Below are 24,052 nucleotides of genomic sequence, written 5' to 3' on the forward strand. Positions count from 1 at the left end.
CACGTCCGTAGGGTCGGAAAGGTCTGCGCCCGAGGCATCGTCATCGTTCCATGTGCCTCCCGCATCTGCGCCCCCAAGTGCTGCGAACAGGTCGGTCGATGCCCCGTTGCCGGTACATATGGCAATGGGCGCGTCTGTCCCCGCGAGGGGCTGGTCTGTGATGGTGACGGTCACGGTCGCTGCGTCCGCGGGGCATCCCCCGGTTGCCGGGATGGTGTATGTGAAATCGTATATCCCCGGGCCGATTGCTGAGAAGTCCACGTCCGTAGGGTCGGAAAGGTCTGCGCCCGAGGCATCGTCATCGTTCCATGTGCCTCCCGCATCTGCGCCCCCAAGTGCTGCGAACAGGTCGGTCGATGCCCCGTTGCCGGTACATATGGCAATGGGCGCGTCTGTCCCCGCGAGGGGCTGGTCTGTGATGGTGACGGTCACGGTCGCTGCGTCCGCGGGGCATCCCCCGGTTGCCGGGATGGTGTATGTGAAATCGTATATCCCCGGGCCGATTGCTGAGAAGTCCACGTCCGTAGGGTCGGAAAGGTCTGCGCCCGAGGCATCGTCATCGTTCCATGTGCCTCCCGCATCTGCGCCCCCAAGTGCTGCGAACAGGTCGGTCGATGCCCCGTTGCCGGTACATATGGCAATGGGCGCGTCTGTCCCCGCGAGGGGCTGGTCTGTGATGGTGACGGTCACGGTCGCTGCGTCCGCGGGGCATCCCCCGGTTGCCGGGATGGTGTATGTGAAATCGTATATCCCCGGGCCGATTGCTGAGAAGTCCACGTCCGTAGGGTCGGAAAGGTCTGCGCCCGAGGCATCGTCATCGTTCCATGTGCCTCCCGCATCTGCGCCCCCAAGTGCTGCGAACAGGTCGGTCGATGCCCCGTTGCCGGTACATATGGCAATGGGCGCGTCTGTCCCCGCGAGGGGCTGGTCTGTGATGGTGACGGTCACGGTCGCTGCGTCCGCGGGGCATCCCCCGGTTGCCGGGATGGTGTATGTGAAATCGTATATCCCCGGGCCGATTGCTGAGAAGTCCACGTCCGTAGGGTCGGAAAGGTCTGCGCCCGAGGCATCGTCATCGTTCCATGTGCCTCCCGCATCTGCGCCCCCAAGTGCTGCGAACAGGTCGGTCGATGCCCCGTTGCCGGTACATATGGCAATGGGCGCGTCTGTCCCCGCGAGGGGCTGGTCTGTGATGGTGACGGTCACGGTCGCTGCGTCCGCGGGGCATCCCCCGGTTGCCGGGATGGTGTATGTGAAATCGTATATCCCCGGGCCGATTGCTGAGAAGTCCACGTCCGTAGGGTCGGAAAGGTCTGCGCCCGAGGCATCGTCATCGTTCCATGTGCCTCCCGCATCTGCGCCCCCAAGTGCTGCGAACAGGTCGGTCGATGCCCCGTTGCCGGTACATATGGCAATGGGCGCGTCTGTCCCCGCGAGGGGCTGGTCTGTGATGGTGACGGTCACGGTCGCTGCGTCCGCGGGGCATCCCCCGGTTGCCGGGATGGTGTATGTGAAATCGTATATCCCCGGGCCGATTGCTGAGAAGTCCACGTCCGTAGGGTCGGAAAGGTCTGCGCCCGAGGCATCGTCATCGTTCCATGTGCCTCCCGCATCTGCGCCCCCAAGTGCTGCGAACAGGTCGGTCGATGCCCCGTTGCCGGTACATATGGCAATGGGCGCGTCTGTCCCCGCGAGGGGCTGGTCTGTGATGGTGACGGTCACGGTCGCTGCGTCCGCGGGGCATCCCCCGGTTGCCGGGATGGTGTATGTGAAATCGTATATCCCCGGGCCGATTGCTGAGAAGTCCACGTCCGTAGGGTCGGAAAGGTCTGCGCCCGAGGCATCGTCATCGTTCCATGTGCCTCCCGCATCTGCGCCCCCAAGTGCTGCGAACAGGTCGGTCGATGCCCCGTTGCCGGTACATATGGCAATGGGCGCGTCTGTCCCCGCGAGGGGCTGGTCTGTATGGTGACGGTCACGGTCGCTGCGTCCGCGGGGCATCCCCCGGTTGCCGGGATGGTGTATGTGAAATCGTATATCCCCGGGCCGATTGCTGAGAAGTCCACGTCCGTAGGGTCGGAAAGGTCTGCGCCCGAGGCATCGTCATCGTTCCATGTGCCTCCCGCATCTGCGCCCCCAAGTGCTGCGAACAGGTCGGTCGATGCCCCGTTGCCGGTACATATGGCAATGGGCGCGTCTGTCCCCGCGAGGGGCTGGTCTGTGATGGTGACGGTCACGGTCGCTGCGTCCGCGGGGCATCCCCCGGTTGCCGGGATGGTGTATGTGAAATCGTATATCCCCGGGCCGATTGCTGAGAAGTCCACGTCCGTAGGGTCGGAAAGGTCTGCGCCCGAGGCATCGTCATCGTTCCATGTGCCTCCCGCATCTGCGCCCCCAAGTGCTGCGAACAGGTCGGTCGATGCCCCGTTGCCGGTACATATGGCAATGGGCGCGTCTGTCCCCGCGAGGGGCTGGTCTGTGATGGTGACGGTCACGGTCGCTGCGTCCGCGGGGCATCCCCCGGTTGCCGGGATGGTGTATGTGAAATCGTATATCCCCGGGCCGATTGCTGAGAAGTCCACGTCCGTAGGGTCGGAAAGGTCTGCGCCCGAGGCATCGTCATCGTTCCATGTGCCTCCCGCATCTGCGCCCCCAAGTGCTGCGAACAGGTCGGTCGATGCCCCGTTGCCGGTACATATGGCAATGGGCGCGTCTGTCCCCGCGAGGGGCTGGTCTGTGATGGTGACGGTCACGGTCGCTGCGTCCGCGGGGCATCCCCCGGTTGCCGGGATGGTGTATGTGAAATCGTATATCCCCGGGCCGATTGCTGAGAAGTCCACGTCCGTAGGGTCGGAAAGGTCTGCGCCCGAGGCATCGTCATCGTTCCATGTGCCTCCCGCATCTGCGCCCCCAAGTGCTGCGAACAGGTCGGTCGATGCCCCGTTGCCGGTACATATGGCAATGGGCGCGTCTGTCCCCGCGAGGGGCTGGTCTGTGATGGTGACGGTCACGGTCGCTGCGTCCGCGGGGCATCCCCCGGTTGCCGGGATGGTGTATGTGAAATCGTATATCCCCGGGCCGATTGCTGAGAAGTCCACGTCCGTAGGGTCGGAAAGGTCTGCGCCCGAGGCATCGTCATCGTTCCATGTGCCTCCCGCATCTGCGCCCCCAAGTGCTGCGAACAGGTCGGTCGATGCCCCGTTGCCGGTACATATGGCAATGGGCGCGTCTGTCCCCGCGAGGGGCTGGTCTGTGATGGTGACGGTCACGGTCGCTGCGTCCGCGGGGCATCCCCCGGTTGCCGGGATGGTGTATGTGAAATCGTATATCCCCGGGCCGATTGCTGAGAAGTCCACGTCCGTAGGGTCGGAAAGGTCTGCGCCCGAGGCATCGTCATCGTTCCATGTGCCTCCCGCATCTGCGCCCCCAAGTGCTGCGAACAGGTCGGTCGATGCCCCGTTGCCGGTACATATGGCAATGGGCGCGTCTGTCCCCGCGAGGGGCTGGTCTGTGATGGTGACGGTCACGGTCGCTGCGTCCGCGGGGCATCCCCCGGTTGCCGGGATGGTGTATGTGAAATCGTATATCCCCGGGCCGATTGCTGAGAAGTCCACGTCCGTAGGGTCGGAAAGGTCTGCGCCCGAGGCATCGTCATCGTTCCATGTGCCTCCCGCATCTGCGCCCCCAAGTGCTGCGAACAGGTCGGTCGATGCCCCGTTGCCGGTACATATGGCAATGGGCGCGTCTGTCCCCGCGAGGGGCTGGTCTGTGATGGTGACGGTCACGGTCGCTGCGTCCGCGGGGCATCCCCCGGTTGCCGGGATGGTGTATGTGAAATCGTATATCCCCGGGCCGATTGCTGAGAAGTCCACGTCCGTAGGGTCGGAAAGGTCTGCGCCCGAGGCATCGTCATCGTTCCATGTGCCTCCCGCATCTGCGCCCCCAAGTGCTGCGAACAGGTCGGTCGATGCCCCGTTGCCGGTACATATGGCAATGGGCGCGTCTGTCCCCGCGAGGGGCTGGTCTGTGATGGTGACGGTCACGGTCGCTGCGTCCGCGGGGCATCCCCCGGTTGCCGGGATGGTGTATGTGAAATCGTATATCCCCGGGCCGATTGCTGAGAAGTCCACGTCCGTAGGGTCGGAAAGGTCTGCGCCCGAGGCATCGTCATCGTTCCATGTGCCTCCCGCATCTGCGCCCCCAAGTGCTGCGAACAGGTCGGTCGATGCCCCGTTGCCGGTACATATGGCAATGGGCGCGTCTGTCCCCGCGAGGGGCTGGTCTGTGATGGTGACGGTCACGGTCGCTGCGTCCGCGGGGCATCCCCCGGTTGCCGGGATGGTGTATGTGAAATCGTATATCCCCGGGCCGATTGCTGAGAAGTCCACGTCCGTAGGGTCGGAAAGGTCTGCGCCCGAGGCATCGTCATCGTTCCATGTGCCTCCCGCATCTGCGCCCCCAAGTGCTGCGAACAGGTCGGTCGATGCCCCGTTGCCGGTACATATGGCAATGGGCGCGTCTGTCCCCGCGAGGGGCTGGTCTGTGATGGTGACGGTCACGGTCGCTGCGTCCGCGGGGCATCCCCCGGTTGCCGGGATGGTGTATGTGAAATCGTATATCCCCGGGCCGATTGCTGAGAAGTCCACGTCCGTAGGGTCGGAAAGGTCTGCGCCCGAGGCATCGTCATCGTTCCATGTGCCTCCCGCATCTGCGCCCCCAAGTGCTGCGAACAGGTCGGTCGATGCCCCGTTGCCGGTACATATGGCAATGGGCGCGTCTGTCCCCGCGAGGGGCTGGTCTGTGATGGTGACGGTCACGGTCGCTGCGTCCGCGGGGCATCCCCCGGTTGCCGGGATGGTGTATGTGAAATCGTATATCCCCGGGCCGATTGCTGAGAAGTCCACGTCCGTAGGGTCGGAAAGGTCTGCGCCCGAGGCATCGTCATCGTTCCATGTGCCTCCCGCATCTGCGCCCCCAAGTGCTGCGAACAGGTCGGTCGATGCCCCGTTGCCGGTACATATGGCAATGGGCGCGTCTGTCCCCGCGAGGGGCTGGTCTGTGATGGTGACGGTCACGGTCGCTGCGTCCGCGGGGCATCCCCCGGTTGCCGGGATGGTGTATGTGAAATCGTATATCCCCGGGCCGATTGCTGAGAAGTCCACGTCCGTAGGGTCGGAAAGGTCTGCGCCCGAGGCATCGTCATCGTTCCATGTGCCTCCCGCATCTGCGCCCCCAAGTGCTGCGAACAGGTCGGTCGATGCCCCGTTGCCGGTACATATGGCAATGGGCGCGTCTGTCCCCGCGAGGGGCTGGTCTGTGATGGTGACGGTCACGGTCGCTGCGTCCGCGGGGCATCCCCCGGTTGCCGGGATGGTGTATGTGAAATCGTATATCCCCGGGCCGATTGCTGAGAAGTCCACGTCCGTAGGGTCGGAAAGGTCTGCGCCCGAGGCATCGTCATCGTTCCATGTGCCTCCCGCATCTGCGCCCCCAAGTGCTGCGAACAGGTCGGTCGATGCCCCGTTGCCGGTACATATGGCAATGGGCGCGTCTGTCCCCGCGAGGGGCTGGTCTGTGATGGTGACGGTCACGGTCGCTGCGTCCGCGGGGCATCCCCCGGTTGCCGGGATGGTGTATGTGAAATCGTATATCCCCGGGCCGATTGCTGAGAAGTCCACGTCCGTAGGGTCGGAAAGGTCTGCGCCCGAGGCATCGTCATCGTTCCATGTGCCTCCCGCATCTGCGCCCCCAAGTGCTGCGAACAGGTCGGTCGATGCCCCGTTGCCGGTACATATGGCAATGGGCGCGTCTGTCCCCGCGAGGGGCTGGTCTGTGATGGTGACGGTCACGGTCGCTGCGTCCGCGGGGCATCCCCCGGTTGCCGGGATGGTGTATGTGAAATCGTATATCCCCGGGCCGATTGCTGAGAAGTCCACGTCCGTAGGGTCGGAAAGGTCTGCGCCCGAGGCATCGTCATCGTTCCATGTGCCTCCCGCATCTGCGCCCCCAAGTGCTGCGAACAGGTCGGTCGATGCCCCGTTGCCGGTACATATGGCAATGGGCGCGTCTGTCCCCGCGAGGGGCTGGTCTGTGATGGTGACGGTCACGGTCGCTGCGTCCGCGGGGCATCCCCCGGTTGCCGGGATGGTGTATGTGAAATCGTATATCCCCGGGCCGATTGCTGAGAAGTCCACGTCCGTAGGGTCGGAAAGGTCTGCGCCCGAGGCATCGTCATCGTTCCATGTGCCTCCCGCATCTGCGCCCCCAAGTGCTGCGAACAGGTCGGTCGATGCCCCGTTGCCGGTACATATGGCAATGGGCGCGTCTGTCCCCGCGAGGGGCTGGTCTGTGATGGTGACGGTCACGGTCGCTGCGTCCGCGGGGCATCCCCCGGTTGCCGGGATGGTGTATGTGAAATCGTATATCCCCGGGCCGATTGCTGAGAAGTCCACGTCCGTAGGGTCGGAAAGGTCTGCGCCCGAGGCATCGTCATCGTTCCATGTGCCTCCCGCATCTGCGCCCCCAAGTGCTGCGAACAGGTCGGTCGATGCCCCGTTGCCGGTACATATGGCAATGGGCGCGTCTGTCCCCGCGAGGGGCTGGTCTGTGATGGTGACGGTCACGGTCGCTGCGTCCGCGGGGCATCCCCCGGTTGCCGGGATGGTGTATGTGAAATCGTATATCCCCGGGCCGATTGCTGAGAAGTCCACGTCCGTAGGGTCGGAAAGGTCTGCGCCCGAGGCATCGTCATCGTTCCATGTGCCTCCCGCATCTGCGCCCCCAAGTGCTGCGAACAGGTCGGTCGATGCCCCGTTGCCGGTACATATGGCAATGGGCGCGTCTGTCCCCGCGAGGGGCTGGTCTGTGATGGTGACGGTCACGGTCGCTGCGTCCGCGGGGCATCCCCCGGTTGCCGGGATGGTGTATGTGAAATCGTATATCCCCGGGCCGATTGCTGAGAAGTCCACGTCCGTAGGGTCGGAAAGGTCTGCGCCCGAGGCATCGTCATCGTTCCATGTGCCTCCCGCATCTGCGCCCCCAAGTGCTGCGAACAGGTCGGTCGATGCCCCGTTGCCGGTACATATGGCAATGGGCGCGTCTGTCCCCGCGAGGGGCTGGTCTGTGATGGTGACGGTCACGGTCGCTGCGTCCGCGGGGCATCCCCCGGTTGCCGGGATGGTGTATGTGAAATCGTATATCCCCGGGCCGATTGCTGAGAAGTCCACGTCCGTAGGGTCGGAAAGGTCTGCGCCCGAGGCATCGTCATCGTTCCATGTGCCTCCCGCATCTGCGCCCCCAAGTGCTGCGAACAGGTCGGTCGATGCCCCGTTGCCGGTACATATGGCAATGGGCGCGTCTGTCCCCGCGAGGGGCTGGTCTGTGATGGTGACGGTCACGGTCGCTGCGTCCGCGGGGCATCCCCCGGTTGCCGGGATGGTGTATGTGAAATCGTATATCCCCGGGCCGATTGCTGAGAAGTCCACGTCCGTAGGGTCGGAAAGGTCTGCGCCCGAGGCATCGTCATCGTTCCATGTGCCTCCCGCATCTGCGCCCCCAAGTGCTGCGAACAGGTCGGTCGATGCCCCGTTGCCGGTACATATGGCAATGGGCGCGTCTGTCCCCGCGAGGGGCTGGTCTGTGATGGTGACGGTCACGGTCGCTGCGTCCGCGGGGCATCCCCCGGTTGCCGGGATGGTGTATGTGAAATCGTATATCCCCGGGCCGATTGCTGAGAAGTCCACGTCCGTAGGGTCGGAAAGGTCTGCGCCCGAGGCATCGTCATCGTTCCATGTGCCTCCCGCATCTGCGCCCCCAAGTGCTGCGAACAGGTCGGTCGATGCCCCGTTGCCGGTACATATGGCAATGGGCGCGTCTGTCCCCGCGAGGGGCTGGTCTGTGATGGTGACGGTCACGGTCGCTGCGTCCGCGGGGCATCCCCCGGTTGCCGGGATGGTGTATGTGAAATCGTATATCCCCGGGCCGATTGCTGAGAAGTCCACGTCCGTAGGGTCGGAAAGGTCTGCGCCCGAGGCATCGTCATCGTTCCATGTGCCTCCCGCATCTGCGCCCCCAAGTGCTGCGAACAGGTCGGTCGATGCCCCGTTGCCGGTACATATGGCAATGGGCGCGTCTGTCCCCGCGAGGGGCTGGTCTGTGATGGTGACGGTCACGGTCGCTGCGTCCGCGGGGCATCCCCCGGTTGCCGGGATGGTGTATGTGAAATCGTATATCCCCGGGCCGATTGCTGAGAAGTCCACGTCCGTAGGGTCGGAAAGGTCTGCGCCCGAGGCATCGTCATCGTTCCATGTGCCTCCCGCATCTGCGCCCCCAAGTGCTGCGAACAGGTCGGTCGATGCCCCGTTGCCGGTACATATGGCAATGGGCGCGTCTGTCCCCGCGAGGGGCTGGTCTGTGATGGTGACGGTCACGGTCGCTGCGTCCGCGGGGCATCCCCCGGTTGCCGGGATGGTGTATGTGAAATCGTATATCCCCGGGCCGATTGCTGAGAAGTCCACGTCCGTAGGGTCGGAAAGGTCTGCGCCCGAGGCATCGTCATCGTTCCATGTGCCTCCCGCATCTGCGCCCCCAAGTGCTGCGAACAGGTCGGTCGATGCCCCGTTGCCGGTACATATGGCAATGGGCGCGTCTGTCCCCGCGAGGGGCTGGTCTGTGATGGTGACGGTCACGGTCGCTGCGTCCGCGGGGCATCCCCCGGTTGCCGGGATGGTGTATGTGAAATCGTATATCCCCGGGCCGATTGCTGAGAAGTCCACGTCCGTAGGGTCGGAAAGGTCTGCGCCCGAGGCATCGTCATCGTTCCATGTGCCTCCCGCATCTGCGCCCCCAAGTGCTGCGAACAGGTCGGTCGATGCCCCGTTGCCGGTACATATGGCAATGGGCGCGTCTGTCCCCGCGAGGGGCTGGTCTGTGATGGTGACGGTCACGGTCGCTGCGTCCGCGGGGCATCCCCCGGTTGCCGGGATGGTGTATGTGAAATCGTATATCCCCGGGCCGATTGCTGAGAAGTCCACGTCCGTAGGGTCGGAAAGGTCTGCGCCCGAGGCATCGTCATCGTTCCATGTGCCTCCCGCATCTGCGCCCCCAAGTGCTGCGAACAGGTCGGTCGATGCCCCGTTGCCGGTACATATGGCAATGGGCGCGTCTGTCCCCGCGAGGGGCTGGTCTGTGATGGTGACGGTCACGGTCGCTGCGTCCGCGGGGCATCCCCCGGTTGCCGGGATGGTGTATGTGAAATCGTATATCCCCGGGCCGATTGCTGAGAAGTCCACGTCCGTAGGGTCGGAAAGGTCTGCGCCCGAGGCATCGTCATCGTTCCATGTGCCTCCCGCATCTGCGCCCCCAAGTGCTGCGAACAGGTCGGTCGATGCCCCGTTGCCGGTACATATGGCAATGGGCGCGTCTGTCCCCGCGAGGGGCTGGTCTGTGATGGTGACGGTCACGGTCGCTGCGTCCGCGGGGCATCCCCCGGTTGCCGGGATGGTGTATGTGAAATCGTATATCCCCGGGCCGATTGCTGAGAAGTCCACGTCCGTAGGGTCGGAAAGGTCTGCGCCCGAGGCATCGTCATCGTTCCATGTGCCTCCCGCATCTGCGCCCCCAAGTGCTGCGAACAGGTCGGTCGATGCCCCGTTGCCGGTACATATGGCAATGGGCGCGTCTGTCCCCGCGAGGGGCTGGTCTGTGATGGTGACGGTCACGGTCGCTGCGTCCGCGGGGCATCCCCCGGTTGCCGGGATGGTGTATGTGAAATCGTATATCCCCGGGCCGATTGCTGAGAAGTCCACGTCCGTAGGGTCGGAAAGGTCTGCGCCCGAGGCATCGTCATCGTTCCATGTGCCTCCCGCATCTGCGCCCCCAAGTGCTGCGAACAGGTCGGTCGATGCCCCGTTGCCGGTACATATGGCAATGGGCGCGTCTGTCCCCGCGAGGGGCTGGTCTGTGATGGTGACGGTCACGGTCGCTGCGTCCGCGGGGCATCCCCCGGTTGCCGGGATGGTGTATGTGAAATCGTATATCCCCGGGCCGATTGCTGAGAAGTCCACGTCGGAAAGGTCTGTCGTCAGGGCATCTCGGAAAGGTCTGCGCCCGAGGCATCGTCATCTGTTCCACGGTGTGCGTCCGCGGGGCATCCCCCGGTTGCCGGGATGGTGTATGCATCTGCGCCCCCAATCGTGCTCCATGCGAACAACAGTCGGTCGATGCCCCGTTGCCGGTACATATGGCAATGGGCGCGTCTGTCCCCGCGAGGGGCTGGTCTGTGATGGTGACGGTCACGGTCGCTGCGTCCGCGGGGCATCCCCCGGTTGCCGGGATGGTGTATGTGAAATCGTATATCCCCGGGCCGATTGCTGAGAAGTCCACGTCCGTAGGGTCGGAAAGGTCTGCGCCCGAGGCATCGTCATCGTTCCATGTGCCTCCCGCATCTGCGCCCCCAAGTGCTGCGAACAGGTCGGTCGATGCCCCGTTGCCGGTACATATGGCAATGGGCGCGTCTGTCCCCGCGAGGGGCTGGTCTGTGATGGTGACGGTCACGGTCGCTGCGTCCGCGGGGCATCCCCCGGTTGCCGGGATGGTGTATGTGAAATCGTATATCCCCGGGCCGATTGCTGAGAAGTCCACGTCCGTAGGGTCGGAAAGGTCTGCGCCCGAGGCATCGTCATCGTTCCATGTGCCTCCCGCATCTGCGCCCCCAAGTGCTGCGAACAGGTCGGTCGATGCCCCGTTGCCGGTACATATGGCAATGGGCGCGTCTGTCCCCGCGAGGGGCTGGTCTGTGATGGTGACGGTCACGGTCGCTGCGTCCGCGGGGCATCCCCCGGTTGCCGGGATGGTGTATGTGAAATCGTATATCCCCGGGCCGATTGCTGAGAAGTCCACGTCCGTAGGGTCGGAAAGGTCTGCGCCCGAGGCATCGTCATCGTTCCATGTGCCTCCCGCATCTGCGCCCCCAAGTGCTGCGAACAGGTCGGTCGATGCCCCGTTGCCGGTACATATGGCAATGGGCGCGTCTGTCCCCGCGAGGGGCTGGTCTGTGATGGTGACGGTCACGGTCGCTGCGTCCGCGGGGCATCCCCCGGTTGCCGGGATGGTGTATGTGAAATCGTATATCCCCGGGCCGATTGCTGAGAAGTCCACGTCCGTAGGGTCGGAAAGGTCTGCGCCCGAGGCATCGTCATCGTTCCATGTGATCTGCGCCCCCAAGTGCTGCGAACAGGTCGGTCGATGCCCCGTTGCCGGTACATATGGCAATGGGCGCGTCTGTCCCCGCGAGGGGCTGGTCTGTGATGGTGACGGTCACGGTCGCTGCGTCCGCGGGGCATCCCCCGGTTGCCGGGATGGTGTATGTGAAATCGTATATCCCCGGGCCGATTGCTGAGAAGTCCACGTCCGTAGGGTCGGAAAGGTCTGCGCCCGAGGCATCGTCATCGTTCCATGTGCCTCCCGCATCTGCGCCCCCAAGTGCTGCGAACAGGTCGGTCGATGCCCCGTTGCCGGTACATATGGCAATGGGCGCGTCTGTCCCCGCGAGGGGCTGGTCTGTGATGGTGACGGTCACGGTCGCTGCGTCCGCGGGGCATCCCCCGGTTGCCGGGATGGTGTATGTGAAATCGTATATCCCCGGGCCGATTGCTGAGAAGTCCACGTCCGTAGGGTCGGAAAGGTCTGCGCCCGAGGCATCGTCATCGTTCCATGTGCCTCCCGCATCTGCGCCCCCAAGTGCTGCGAACAGGTCGGTCGATGCCCCGTTGCCGGTACATATGGCAATGGGCGCGTCTGTCCCCGCGAGGGGCTGGTCTGTGATGGTGACGGTCACGGTCGCTGCGTCCGCGGGGCATCCCCCGGTTGCCGGGATGGTGTATGTGAAATCGTATATCCCCGGGCCGATTGCTGAGAAGTCCACGTCCGTAGGGTCGGAAAGGTCTGCGCCCGAGGCATCGTCATCGTTCCATGTGCCTCCCGCATCTGCGCCCCCAAGTGCTGCGAACAGGTCGGTCGATGCCCCGTTGCCGGTACATATGGCAATGGCGCGTCTGTCCCCGCGAGGGGCTGGTCTGTGATGGTGACGGTCACGGTCGCTGCGTCCGCGGGGCATCCCCCGGTTGCCGGGATGGTGTATGTGAAATCGTATATCCCCGGGCCGATTGCTGAGAAGTCCACGTCCGTAGGGTCGGAAAGGTCTGCGCCCGAGGCATCGTCATCGTTCCATGTGCCTCCCGCATCTGCGCCCCCAAGTGCTGCGAACAGGTCGGTCGATGCCCCGTTGCCGGTACATATGGCAATGGGCGCGTCTGTCCCCGCGAGGGGCTGGTCTGTGATGGTGACGGTCACGGTCGCTGCGTCCGCGGGGCATCCCCCGGTTGCCGGGATGGTGTATGTGAAATCGTATATCCCCGGGCCGATTGCTGAGAAGTCCACGTCCGTAGGGTCGGAAAGGTCTGCGCCCGAGGCATCGTCATCGTTCCATGTGCCTCCCGCATCTGCGCCCCCAAGTGCTGCGAACAGGTCGGTCGATGCCCCGTTGCCGGTACATATGGCAATGGGCGCGTCTGTCCCCGCGAGGGGCTGGTCTGTGATGGTGACGGTCACGGTCGCTGCGTCCGCGGGGCATCCCCCGGTTGCCGGGATGGTGTATGTGAAATCGTATATCCCCGGGCCGATTGCTGAGAAGTCCACGTCCGTAGGGTCGGAAAGGTCTGCGCCCGAGGCATCGTCATCGTTCCATGTGCCTCCCGCATCTGCGCCCCCAAGTGCTGCGAACAGGTCGGTCGATGCCCCGTTGCCGGTACATATGGCAATGGGCGCGTCTGTCCCCGCATCGGGAGATGTATAAACATTGATTGTTTGCTGTACATCTGTAAAATTGCCCGAAGTATCTGTAATTCTGTAGGTTCGGGTAATTATTTCTGGGTTTGTCCCTAAATCTGAAAGGTCGGCAAAGTGTACAACACTAGCTACTGCACAGTTATCATCTTCATCTGTAACGATAGAAGGGTCAGGGGCCGGTACCGTATCGCATACCGTAACAGTCGGAGGATTGCTTGCTGTTGGTGGCTCAAAGTCACCGTAACCGATACTAAATACATCCCGATCTTCAAAATCAACATTATCAAAAAAAGCATCAGTACCTACTATGCTGGTTGCTGGAATGTAGGTAATAGAGCCTGTGGTGAAATCGCCATCACCATCTGTGTCTATCATCAAATGTAATGCGCATGGGTCTGTTAAGGGAATATCTGAACCAGAAAGTTCCACACGTACACTCACTCCTTGAATAGGGTCATCTGCAAAGCTTGACCTGGACATTTGAACTTTCCATTCCCTAGATATTCTTTCAGTAACCGTGGCTCCACCATCAGGGAGTTCGGCATTGGTTGAAAGTATACTGGCCCGATCATTGCCCCAGATAAGATAATTATGACGTGTAGAAAATGATGAAGGTCCTGTGTCTATCGCAGTTCTGGTATCATCTAAATTATCTGTGGCGAAATTCGAATTTGTAGAAACGGTTACGATTGCTTCAGGATTGACACTTTTTGAAATACGTTGATATAGGTTGTAACGATATTTTATATCAAAGTAGCTATCGGTAGGGTTATATGGCCCAGGTGTATTGTCTATGTCATCAAATCTATCCTTTCCTATACCAGCTATGTCATAATTATAGGGGCTATTAATATCCCAATCCCAAATAATTGAACCGTCGGCAGCCAAATAATAAAATGACGTGTTTCCATTAATACTGCCCAAGCCTCCGGTCTCATTTAGCGTGATACCGTATTTAATAGCCAGATAACTCTGGGTTCTTTCAATCGCATCGACCAGGTTTATTTCAGCTGGAGTATCGAGCAAAAGGACTTCAGCGATGTAACCGGTAAAGTTTCTGTTTGGATCGTTACTATTGAAGTGCTTTCCTAAACGATTATATACAAATAACTCACTTTCTGAAGTAGGATGATTTCTTGTAACATTGATATCAGGGAGACCATTCACCCAGGTTTCAAGCTGCTCTTGTTCTGAACCCAAAGGTTCAACAATATCCCGTACAAATGTGGCTATGGTCGGTCTTTGTTGTAAATCTATAGATCCGGATTGAAAGTAACCGCCACCGTCAGAATCCCAAGTCCTGCCGACTGAAAATCTATTTCCTGCAGAAACCCCTAAGGATAGATTGGACAGGCTGTTGGGGTGAACATCTATATCTCCCCCGAATAGGAGGCGTTGTTCTTCTGCATTATTCCCTGCTCCAGCACCTTGGAACACAATGAATACTGCAATTTCATTCCTTGAATTTGATCTAAAATGTAAAGCTTCCCCGTTTCCGCTTCCGTCAAATTCAACTGCTGGATTGAAATTCATTATATCTCTTCTCAATGTTGGAATTCCTGCTCGGGATCCGATTGGTGATAAAAAGTCTACCCCATCCGTGCCAAATGGATAATCAAAACCTACAGGGGGAGCCGAAGGATAATCTGCCGGATTGGGATGTGGAACACCATCCTGTGGTGTAAAATCAACAAAATCATACCAAATGTTCACAGGTGTGCCATCCGCTGGTGCATAGGGGGTGAAAAGATGTACGCTTCCAACGGGTATTGGATTAACGTTGATAGCTCTGTCTGCAGTGAACCAGGTATCTAGTTGTTGAGCAGATACCTGTTGTCCAAAAAATATGGTGAAAAGGATTATTGCAAAACGAACAGGCCTTTCCCTTACCCAGACTGAAAGAAGGTTTTCAGTGTTTGATTTATTTATTGAAGAATGTAGAAATCTTGTCATAAGCAAGTAGTTTTTGAGCCAATATTTTCCTTAATAGGAAACAAGGTTCTAGATTTGGATACATAAAATAAGTTAGTATTCAGTAACTTAGAGGGGTGCAATTAACCTATAGTGCATTTGGATTGACGAATGACGGAGTTGGATCAACGAGTGCAAATTGGTTTAACCTTAACCGGGCAGTTGTTTGTAGGAATATAGATACATATCCTATATATTTTTTATGGAGTTAATAAAAAAGAGCCGCCAAGAAACTCTTGGCGGCTAAACCATCTCGAGGACAGAACTTAGGTGTTACACCAAACCAAGTTCCAACGAGACTATAAATGCATAGAGATGGTTATTTTATTAGATTAATTTCAACTCTTCGGTTTTGTTTTCTTCCCAGTTTGGTCGCATTTGTGGCAATAGGTTTTTCTTCTCCAAAACCTATGGAAGTAAGCCTGTTTCCGGGTATCCCTTCATTTATCAAGAAATCCCTGACAGCGTTAGCCCGTGCTTCAGATAGTTTTTGGTTACTGGAGCTACTTCCTACACTATCCGTATGGCCTTCTACGGTAAATTTAGCGGTTGGATATTCGTTCAGGATTTGAATGATATCAACCATTACCGATACTGATTCTGGTTTAATGGTGGCTTTCCCTGTATCGAACAAAATAGTTTTAGCATAATCGTTCAATTGTTTTTGAACTTCTTGTGTTACCTCTGGACAACCATTATTGCTTACTGGACCTGCAACTTCTGGACATTCATCATCAATATCTGGCAAGGTGTCACCATCGGTATCTGGGCATCCGTTGTTTTCTATTTTGCCTGGGTTTTCCGGACAGCGGTCCTCTGAGTCTATGATGCCATCTCCATCGGAATCGGGGCATCCATTATATTGGGGCAATCCTGGTATTTCCGGACAATTATCGTCCTTATCCAAGATTGTGTCTCCATCGGTATCTGGCCAAGGACATCCATTATTTTCAACTGGTCCTGCTTCATTAGGACAATCATCATCTTTATCCAATATACTATCTTGGTCAGTATCCGGCCAAGGGCATCCACTATTTTCAAGAGGTCCAGCTACCTCTGGGCAGTCGTCTTCTTTGTTTATGATGCCATCGTTGTCCTTGTCCCTAAGTCTGCTGTGGTATATTGGAATCTTTGCACCTGCATATAAATCTAAAGCCTTGGTGTTTTCACTAATCAATGAGGACAGGATTGAACCCGACCCCAAATATATTGGTCCCAATCTAAATCCAGCTCCCCATTGCACGCCGACATTGCTCAGAATACTTATAGGGGAATATATGGCAAGCCATTTACTTTCATATCTGGGAGTTGCCCGGTACTGGTTTAAAATGCTTCCAGTATTTCTTTTGTTTTTGGATGTAAGGGATACATCTGCATTTAGGTTGATATATAATTTTGAGTTCAAATTCCAATCAAAATTTGTATGTAGTGCGGTTGGCAGGGTATAGCTTTCAGATGTTTGACTGGAAATCTGGTTAAAATTGTCCAACAAGGCTTCTTCTAGTACATCGCCATCAAAATTGTCGATATCCTGAGTCCTTTCAAGATCATAAAAACGGTCAGTACCCTTTACATCGAATATCTTTCCGATATCGGTTATGGAGATGCCTAGTTTTATTTTGTATTTATTGACCCCTCTGTTTGTAATGGTACTTCCATCATTTTTTAATTTAGTAAAATCGGCATGGTTTGGCCTCCATTCGTAAATGAGACCCAAATCGCCCCCAAGACCAAAGCCATTGGAAAAATCCAAGGAGTTTCCTGAGTTTCCTTGATCATTTATTGGCCCTGTGTCTCCCAAGTGGAATTCTCCAGCTGTTGAAACCTGACGAGTATTGGCATCATAGTCAACTGTGATTCCTGTTCCATCTATATAAACGTTTCCAAATCCCTGGAGCAATTTTCCTGTGACACCACCCTTGATAAAGTGTTCCCCATCATTTTTTAATGCTCTTGCATAAGTAGCGCCTATTTCGCCCCATGCACTAAAAGAGCCAATTATATCGCCTTCCACTAAATTGAAATCTTCATTCTCATCAAACCCCCCTTCCTTTTCCAAGAGATTTCCATTGGCATCATTAAGATTGAATACGCCTCGCCCTCTTGTAAAAATTGCAAGTGAACTTTTTTCGTTTATACTTAGCATCACAGATGGCCCCAGTACATCGATATTGAAGGCCAAAAAGTTCTCCAAAGAGGGAAATGTTTCTGCATCATCAAATACAGAACTATAGTTCCGAAATACATCGTTTAGATTAAATCCTATGTAATCGTTACCGTAAAGTGCGCTAACTCCAACGAGGTTGATATCCAACTTTAATCTGGAATCCGCAATATTCGCTGGATTGGAGATAACTCCGTGGACCCCATTGTAGTTGTCCTCCAATAGCCCGACATATGATTGAGCGGTAATGATCTCAGCTAGGAGGATGAACAATAGAGAGGTCAATAATTTTAGTGAAATAATTCCATTTGCTTTCATGATTTTTCAAATTTGTATGGGTGTTGTTTTTTCTCTGAAAAACACAAATAGACTATAAAAAACGAAACGGGATATAGGGTAATAAACGAATGGGCCTTTTGAATTGATGGATGGTGGATTTGGATTTATATGAGTTTTAAAAAAGAAGAATATTCTTACTGTATTAGTATGGTTTCAATAAATAAAAAAACCATTACAACCAAGGAATCTTTCAATTCCTTGGCGTAACGGAAACCTCAACTAAACTAAACACTTTTATGACCAACAGTCGTCAAAAGTGAATTGCTATATGTGCATACGTTAAAAATTGATCTTGCTATTCAATTGTGATTAACGCTTTATTGCAGAACAAACATAAGGGCAAAAAATGGGATAAAAGGGGGCCGATTTATGAATGCCCTATTTGAACCAATGAATGCCCCTTTTGATTTGATATTAAAAATACCCACATAAAAAAACAGCCCTAATTTGGACTGTTCTTCATGTTGTAAAGCGGTATCGGGAGACTAAACTTCCTCTACAGATGCATCTGGGGCATTTTTTTTAACAGAAGCAATTCCGTTTTCCATGGCCGAGTCGCTGGAATACATTTCGCTATTGCCGATAACCTGTCCGTTGGATGCTTTTAGGTTAAAAAATGGACTGCCATCCTTTGCTTTGTTTCTTTCAAAATATTTATCGTCCTGTGAATGTTTTTTTACAGACTCGATTCCATTTTCGCAAGCATCTTTGGATGAATACCCTTGACTGCTTAAAATTACTTGGCCGTTCCCAGCTTTTAAATTAAACCTGAATTTACCGGCTTTATCCGTTTTGATCTCAAATTTTCCCATACTTAATATGTTTTAAGTAATAAATCTAGATATTTTATTAAAAAATGACCAATAAAAGAGGTGAAAATTGATAATAAAATAAGCCATTGTTGCTTTTAGGGATATTTTGGGAATATATTTTGGTGGATTCCATAAAAAAGGAGGCTATTTTAGCCTCCTTTTTTAGTATTCTCAATGTATGTGTTACACCCTTATTTGTCCATCCCCAAATACATAGTATTTGTTGGTCACCAATTGTTTTAGGCCCAAAGGTCCACGATGGTGCAATTTATCGGTGCTTATCGCAAGTTCTGCACCAACACCCATTTGTCCGCCATCGGTAAATCGGGTAGAAGCATTTTGGTACACGGCGGCACAATCCACGTTCTCCATAAATATTTGTGCAGCGCTATTGTTCTCTGTCATGATGGAGGCTGAGTGCCCTCCCGAGTTTTTGTTTATCATGTGTATGGCATCATCAATGGTATCCACTGCGCCGATAATGCATTTCATGGCCAAGAATTCTTCTTGCCAAATCGATTCATCGGTAATAGTGTCGACCTCTGTCAATATTTGCTTTACCGTTTTGTCCACAATTATGGATACGTTGTTGGCCTCCAGAACTTTTTTCAACTCTTCAAGTTTTTCCTTGTACCCATCTATCCGGGTATCCACCAAAATTTTATCGAGAGCATTGCATGCCGATATTTTATGGGTCTTGGCGTTTAGAATTACTTTAACGCTTTTGTCCCAATCGGCATCTTTGTGCACATAAAGGAAATTGTTCCCTCTACCACTTATCAGAACTGCGCATTTGGCGTGCTCTTTAACAAAGGCGATCAAACGTTCGCCACCACGGGGAACAATTAGATCCAAGTCTTGGTCCGGATTTCGGAGAAACTCCTGTGTTTGTGACCTGTCCATTTCCAAAAATTGGATGTAATCCTCGGATAGTCCGTTCTGGGTCAGTGCCCGGTGCCAAAACTTAACTAAGGCCTTATTGCTATGGTAGGCTTCTTTTCCTCCTTTGAGCAATATTTTGTTGTTGGCCTTAAAAGCCAGTACGGCAGCTTCGATAGTAACATCGGGTCGCGACTCATAAATGATCATTATAGTGCCAAAAGGAGCCGTTCTGTTAATTATTTTAAGTCCGTTGTCCAATGCTCTTGTAGAGATTTCTTGGTTGACCGGGTCCTCTTGCAAACGTACTTCCTTTACGGCTTGGATCATCTGGTCCACTTTCTTTTGGTCCACAACCAAACGATCGTACAAAGCTTGATCGTCGCGGTTGAACGCATCCAGATCTTTTTGATTTGCTTGGAGCAGTTCTTCCCGATTTTCATCAAGGATTCGCTCCATGTCTTTTAGTACTTTATTTTTTAGTGTTGTATCTAATAATTTCATTGTTGTTATTTTGAAACTTCTGTTCCTACGTTCTTTCCTTCTACAATGTCCAGGATTACGTTTTCCCGTTTTCCGTTTACTATGTAGGATGGGATATTGTCTGCGGCAGCCTTTTGGGCATAATTTAATTTTGAACCCATTCCGCCGCGGCCTTCGCCCTCCTGCTTGTTTCCTTCTTCGATGTACTTGCCCAAGTCCTCTTTTGGCTCAACCTTATCTATTACTTTGGATTCCGCTTTTTCGGGGTGCCCATCGTAAAGGCCATCGATATCTGTCATCAAAATAAGCTTATCGGCCTTCATTAATTGTGCGAGTAGGGTTGCAAGCTCATCATTGTCCGAGAACATGGACATGGATACGGAGACGGCATCATCCTCGTTCGCGATCGGAATTACTCCTTCGGATAGCAATCCTTCGAGGCAGTTGATCATATTATCGCGGTGTACGCCTGGGTTAAAATCCCGTTTGGTCGGGAGTACCTGGGCACATTTCATTCCATAATCGCTGAATATGTTGTAATAATGTCTCATCATTCTGGGCTGTCCAATGGCAGAATATACTTGTCTGCGTTGGGTTTTGTCCTTTATCTTAGCTTTTCCCAAAACTTCTTTTCCGGCAATCACCGATCCAGAGGAGACCAAAATGGTCATGATATCCCGTTCGTAAAGTTCAGCAATTTGTTGCACCAAACTATTGAGCACGGGCCTTACTATTCTATTGTCCTTGTTGGTCATCACATTTGTTCCTACTTTAATGACCACTAATTGTTTATACATGATTTAGTATTCTTCGCCTAGTTCCACAGCTCTTCCAAATGCTGCAAAGGCGGCTTCTTTGATTAATTCGTTTACATTGTTGTCTTCCATGGAATCTAGAGCAGCCCTGGTAGTTCCTCCTTTGGAGGCTACCATTTCCATCCAAGTGTCCGGGTTAAGGTTGTTTTGGTTGAACAACTCCACGGCACCGGTAAAAGTTTGGCTTACCAGTACTTTGGATACATTTTCGGAGAATCCCATTTGGAGTGCGGCCTCCATCATGCTTTGCATAAAGTAGAAAACATAAGCAGGCCCACTTCCCGATATTCCGGTGGAGGCATCGATGAATTTTTCGTTTTTTACCCGAAGCGATTTTCCTGTGGTGTCCAGTAAACCTTCTACCATAAAAAGCTCTAATCGGGATACTTCTTCGGCGGATACGTAGCTGGTTAGACCTTTTCCTACCTGGGCAGGTAAGTTGGGCATGGCCCTTACTACTTTTTTTATGCCCAAGGATTCTTGGATGTAGTTAATGGTAACGCCCGCCATAATGGAAATGAACAATTGCTCGGGGTTGACCAATTTTTTCATACGGCCGAATAGTTCTTCGGCATGATAGGGTTTTACGGCCAAAAAGATAACATCTGCCTGTGGTACGCAATCTTCTATCTTATCAATCGCGTCGAAGTAGCCGATCTTGTCCACTTCTTCCAATTTTTCTTTTGATTTGTCCAGTACCATAATGTTGCGTTTTTTCAACAGTTTGGATTTGGACATACCTGTAGCGTAGGTAAGTCCCATGTTACCTGCACCAATAACCAATACTTTCATTTTTTGTTTTAAAGGGTTATATAATAGATTGTGAAATTGTTATGCCAATACATTGCACTCTTTGCAGTCTTTAATTTTTCCGTCGTAAGTTTCGCGGTACTTGTGCAAAGTGCGCACAGGAAGCCCCATAATGTATTTTTTAATATAGGTTACCTGGGTGGTGAGTTCGCCCATTTTAACGCTATATCGTTTTTCATACTTGGTTTCCCTTTTGATTTTTGAAAGTTTCATCTTGTTGTTCTTGATACTATGATTTTATTGTTATTGGTCTTCCTGCTCGTTCAGGAATTGTTCCTTGTATTGCGCCTTTTTTAGGGTTTTGCGACGCTCTACTGATTTTTTAGTGTATTCTTGATGGCTTCGTATCTGGTCCAAACGCTTTGTGTTTCGATATTTTCTTTTGTAACGTTTTAGAGCCCTTTCAATACTTTCACCTGGCTTAACTTCAATTTTTAACATATATGGATTTATCTGTTCAATCTCATTTCTAAATGGGTTTCGCTGAACCCTTTTTCTTCAAAAAATTTTTTGTTTGGATATTGGTTGTCACTGGTTATATGTATGGCTACGTCTCCTTTACAATACTGTAGGGTGTAGTCCAATAGTCTTTGTTCAACTCCTATATTTCTGTGTTCCCTGTGTACTACAAAAAAAACTAGAAAATTTTCGGGTATGTAATCGCCCATGCCTGTTTTGTTCACTACGGCCAAGGCCAGTATCCTATCTTTTTCTTCCATGGCAAATACATATCCTCCGAGTCCGGGAATATCCTTGGTAGAATATTGTATTGCTTTTCTTATGGCATTTTTTGACGCTTTTTTTCCTTCTTGATTATGGAAAAGAAAATTGGCAAACCTGTCGGCTTCCATGGTGGAAAGCCTGGTATATGCATCGTAGGTCTTGATTACCATGCTAGTATTTTGAACGATATCGGATTAAGTTTTTTATTGACAAAAAAGGGATTGATCGGAACTGCTTGGCAGGGTACCAAACTGTCCGTTTTTTGGAGGTGCAACTCCCAGAACCAGGGAGGGTAATTATAGGGTAGGAGGAATAAACTTATCTGGCTGGTTTCGGAATACCAGATAGTTAAAACTTAGAATCCTGCAGTTTTTTCTCTCGTGGAGCTTAACTTTCATCGGCACAAAGGTAAGCAAACAAGAGCTTAAATCCCAATAATACTGGGGTTTATGATTTTTATAACGTTTATAGGGAAGTGTTTGGGGGTAAGAAAACGTTGGAGTTGAAGATAGAAGAAGTGTTGCCTTAGTGAAGAAAGGTAAAGTATAAAAACAAAAAAAGCTCCGAGAAATCGGAGCTTTTTGCGGTCTGGACGGGACTCGAACCCGCGACCCCCTGCGTGACAGGCAGGTATTCTAACCAACTGAACTACCAGACCAATGATTTTATCTTTTCAAGACTCCGACAACAGTCGGATTCAAATCTTGTTCATTTGCTTTTTTAAAGCGAGTGCAAATATACATTCTCATTTCGGATATGACAAAACATTTTTTTAAAAAAATGATCAAGCAAATTTCTGCCGCTCTATCATAAAGGAATTCAGGACTTGGGAGAAGTCCGAGCGAACATCCACCCCCACATATTTGATTTGGTACTGTGCGCATTTCAGTTTCAGGTCCTTCTGGTATTGCAGCACTTTTTCTGAATATGCCTTTTTAATGGAATCTGCATACAAATCTATCTGTTCGCCAGTTTCTACATCCACAAAACGTTTGGGTGCATTGTCAAAATCAAAATTGAGCTCATGCTCTTTATCCAACAGATGAAAAAGAACCACGGAATGTTTGTTGTATTTAAGATGACGCAGGGCTTCAAACAGTTTTTCCTCTTCGGTTTCCGTCTGGAACATATCGGTAAACAGAAAAATTAAGCTTCTCCGATGGATTTTTTCGGCAATTTGATGCAGAAACGTATAGGTTTTGGTCTCCTTCGTATCCTTTTTATGGGAAGCAACTTCGTTCAATTTAGAGTACAGCATCTGAAAATGACGCTCACTGTTCTTTTCCGAAGCATAAAAATCATACGTATCAGAATAAATACTTAGCCCAACGGCATCCCGTTGTTTTTTTAAGACTTGCATCAAAGCCGCAATGGAAAGCACCCCAAAACCAATTTTGTTGAGGTTTCCCAAGGAATATTCCTTCACTTCGGGGTAATACATGGAGGCGGAATTGTCCAAGATCATATGGCAGCGCAGGTTGGTCTCGTCCTCAAATCGTTTGGTGTAGAGTCGGTCCGTGCGAGCGAAAAGTTTCCAATCAATATGTTTGGTGCTTTGCCCTGGGTTGTAAATTTTGTGTTCCGCGAACTCTGCAGAAAATCCATGGAACGGACTTTTATGAATGCCACTGATAAAACCCTCGACAATCTGGTTGGCCAAAAGTTCAAGGTTTTGGAAAAGTTTTGCTTTGCTAAGTTCCGATCGTAGGTCCATAACTGATTTCTGAAGACAAGATAAAATAAAAAAGGCTTGGCATTTGCCAAACCTTTTTTAAAATCCGTATTTCTACGTTTTTTTACAAAGCTGCATCAATTGCATCCGTGTATACTTTTTTAGGAGATACCCCTACTTGACGGTTGATTACCTCACCATCTTTAAATACCAAAACGGTAGGGATATTACGAACACCGTACTTGGCCGCAAATTGTTGGTTGGCATCAACATCAACCTTACCCACAACAGCTTTGCCATCGTATTCTTGTCCAACTTCTTCAATGATCGGACCTACCATTCTACAAGGCCCGCACCATGCTGCCCAAAAATCTACTAGGACAGGCTTGTCACTTTTCAAAACTACTTCGTCAAAAGTTGCATCTGTTATTTCTAGTGCCATCTTATTAATTTTAATATTATGCAAAGTTAGTCAAATAATGCCCACGTAACTTACATCTGGTACATTCGTTTTAATTATTGCACTATTGGCATTAAT

The 24,052-nt window shown here is 53.1% G+C and carries 12 protein-coding genes and 1 tRNA gene; all 13 read right to left on the reverse strand.

Features of this window, described 5'->3' with window-relative positions:
* Positions 1 to 1,718: 1,718 nt before the first annotated feature.
* The gene (locus ABTP35_RS08595) at positions 1,719 to 10,064 is read right to left on the reverse strand and encodes a beta strand repeat-containing protein (protein ID WP_375334176.1); all 8,346 of its coding nucleotides are present in this window, start codon (positions 10,062 to 10,064) and stop codon (positions 1,719 to 1,721) included.
* A 1,768-nt stretch (positions 10,065 to 11,832) separates the two neighbouring features.
* On the reverse strand, positions 11,833 to 14,799 hold the full coding sequence (locus ABTP35_RS08600) for a hypothetical protein (protein ID WP_375334177.1): 2,967 nt from the start codon (positions 14,797 to 14,799) through the stop codon (positions 11,833 to 11,835).
* Between the two features lie 337 nt (positions 14,800 to 15,136).
* Positions 15,137 to 17,299, reverse strand: a complete 2,163-nt coding sequence (locus ABTP35_RS08605; RefSeq protein WP_293297253.1) for a DUF5723 family protein — start codon at positions 17,297 to 17,299, stop codon at positions 15,137 to 15,139.
* Between the two features lie 506 nt (positions 17,300 to 17,805).
* Positions 17,806 to 18,132, reverse strand: coding sequence for a YegP family protein (locus tag ABTP35_RS08610; protein WP_224835639.1), 327 nt, complete (start codon positions 18,130 to 18,132; stop codon positions 17,806 to 17,808).
* 183 nt (positions 18,133 to 18,315) lie between these two features.
* Positions 18,316 to 19,515, reverse strand: coding sequence for a glutamate-5-semialdehyde dehydrogenase (locus ABTP35_RS08615; protein WP_293297250.1), 1,200 nt, complete (start codon positions 19,513 to 19,515; stop codon positions 18,316 to 18,318).
* Between the two features lie 5 nt (positions 19,516 to 19,520).
* Complete coding sequence (gene proB / locus ABTP35_RS08620; RefSeq protein WP_224835637.1) at positions 19,521 to 20,291, reverse strand: glutamate 5-kinase; 771 nt, start codon at positions 20,289 to 20,291, stop codon at positions 19,521 to 19,523.
* 3 nt (positions 20,292 to 20,294) lie between these two features.
* Entirely contained in the window at positions 20,295 to 21,101 is an 807-nt protein-coding gene (gene proC / locus ABTP35_RS08625) for a pyrroline-5-carboxylate reductase (RefSeq protein WP_252078826.1), read from the reverse strand.
* Between the two features lie 39 nt (positions 21,102 to 21,140).
* Positions 21,141 to 21,332, reverse strand: a complete 192-nt coding sequence (locus tag ABTP35_RS08630; protein ID WP_224835635.1) for a hypothetical protein — start codon at positions 21,330 to 21,332, stop codon at positions 21,141 to 21,143.
* Positions 21,333 to 21,362: 30 nt separating this feature from the next.
* Entirely contained in the window at positions 21,363 to 21,560 is a 198-nt protein-coding gene (gene rpsU, locus ABTP35_RS08635; protein ID WP_224835634.1) for a 30S ribosomal protein S21, read from the reverse strand.
* A gap of 8 nt (positions 21,561 to 21,568) precedes the next feature.
* On the reverse strand, positions 21,569 to 22,012 hold the full coding sequence (locus ABTP35_RS08640) for a GNAT family N-acetyltransferase (RefSeq protein WP_252078827.1): 444 nt from the start codon (positions 22,010 to 22,012) through the stop codon (positions 21,569 to 21,571).
* 414 nt (positions 22,013 to 22,426) lie between these two features.
* Positions 22,427 to 22,500: transfer RNA gene (locus tag ABTP35_RS08645), tRNA-Asp, on the reverse strand.
* Between the two features lie 126 nt (positions 22,501 to 22,626).
* Positions 22,627 to 23,556: a DUF58 domain-containing protein gene (locus ABTP35_RS08650; RefSeq protein ID WP_293297026.1), complete on the reverse strand. Its 930-nt coding sequence runs from the start codon at positions 23,554 to 23,556 to the stop codon at positions 22,627 to 22,629.
* A gap of 82 nt (positions 23,557 to 23,638) precedes the next feature.
* Positions 23,639 to 23,956 (reverse strand): thioredoxin, encoded by a 318-nt coding sequence (gene trxA / locus ABTP35_RS08655; RefSeq protein ID WP_100817082.1) that lies wholly within the window; start codon positions 23,954 to 23,956, stop codon positions 23,639 to 23,641.
* Positions 23,957 to 24,052 lie beyond the last annotated feature (96 nt).

The sequence above is a fragment of the Flagellimonas alginilytica genome, assembly GCF_042134605.1.
Lineage (GTDB): Bacteria > Bacteroidota > Bacteroidia > Flavobacteriales > Flavobacteriaceae > Flagellimonas > Flagellimonas alginolytica.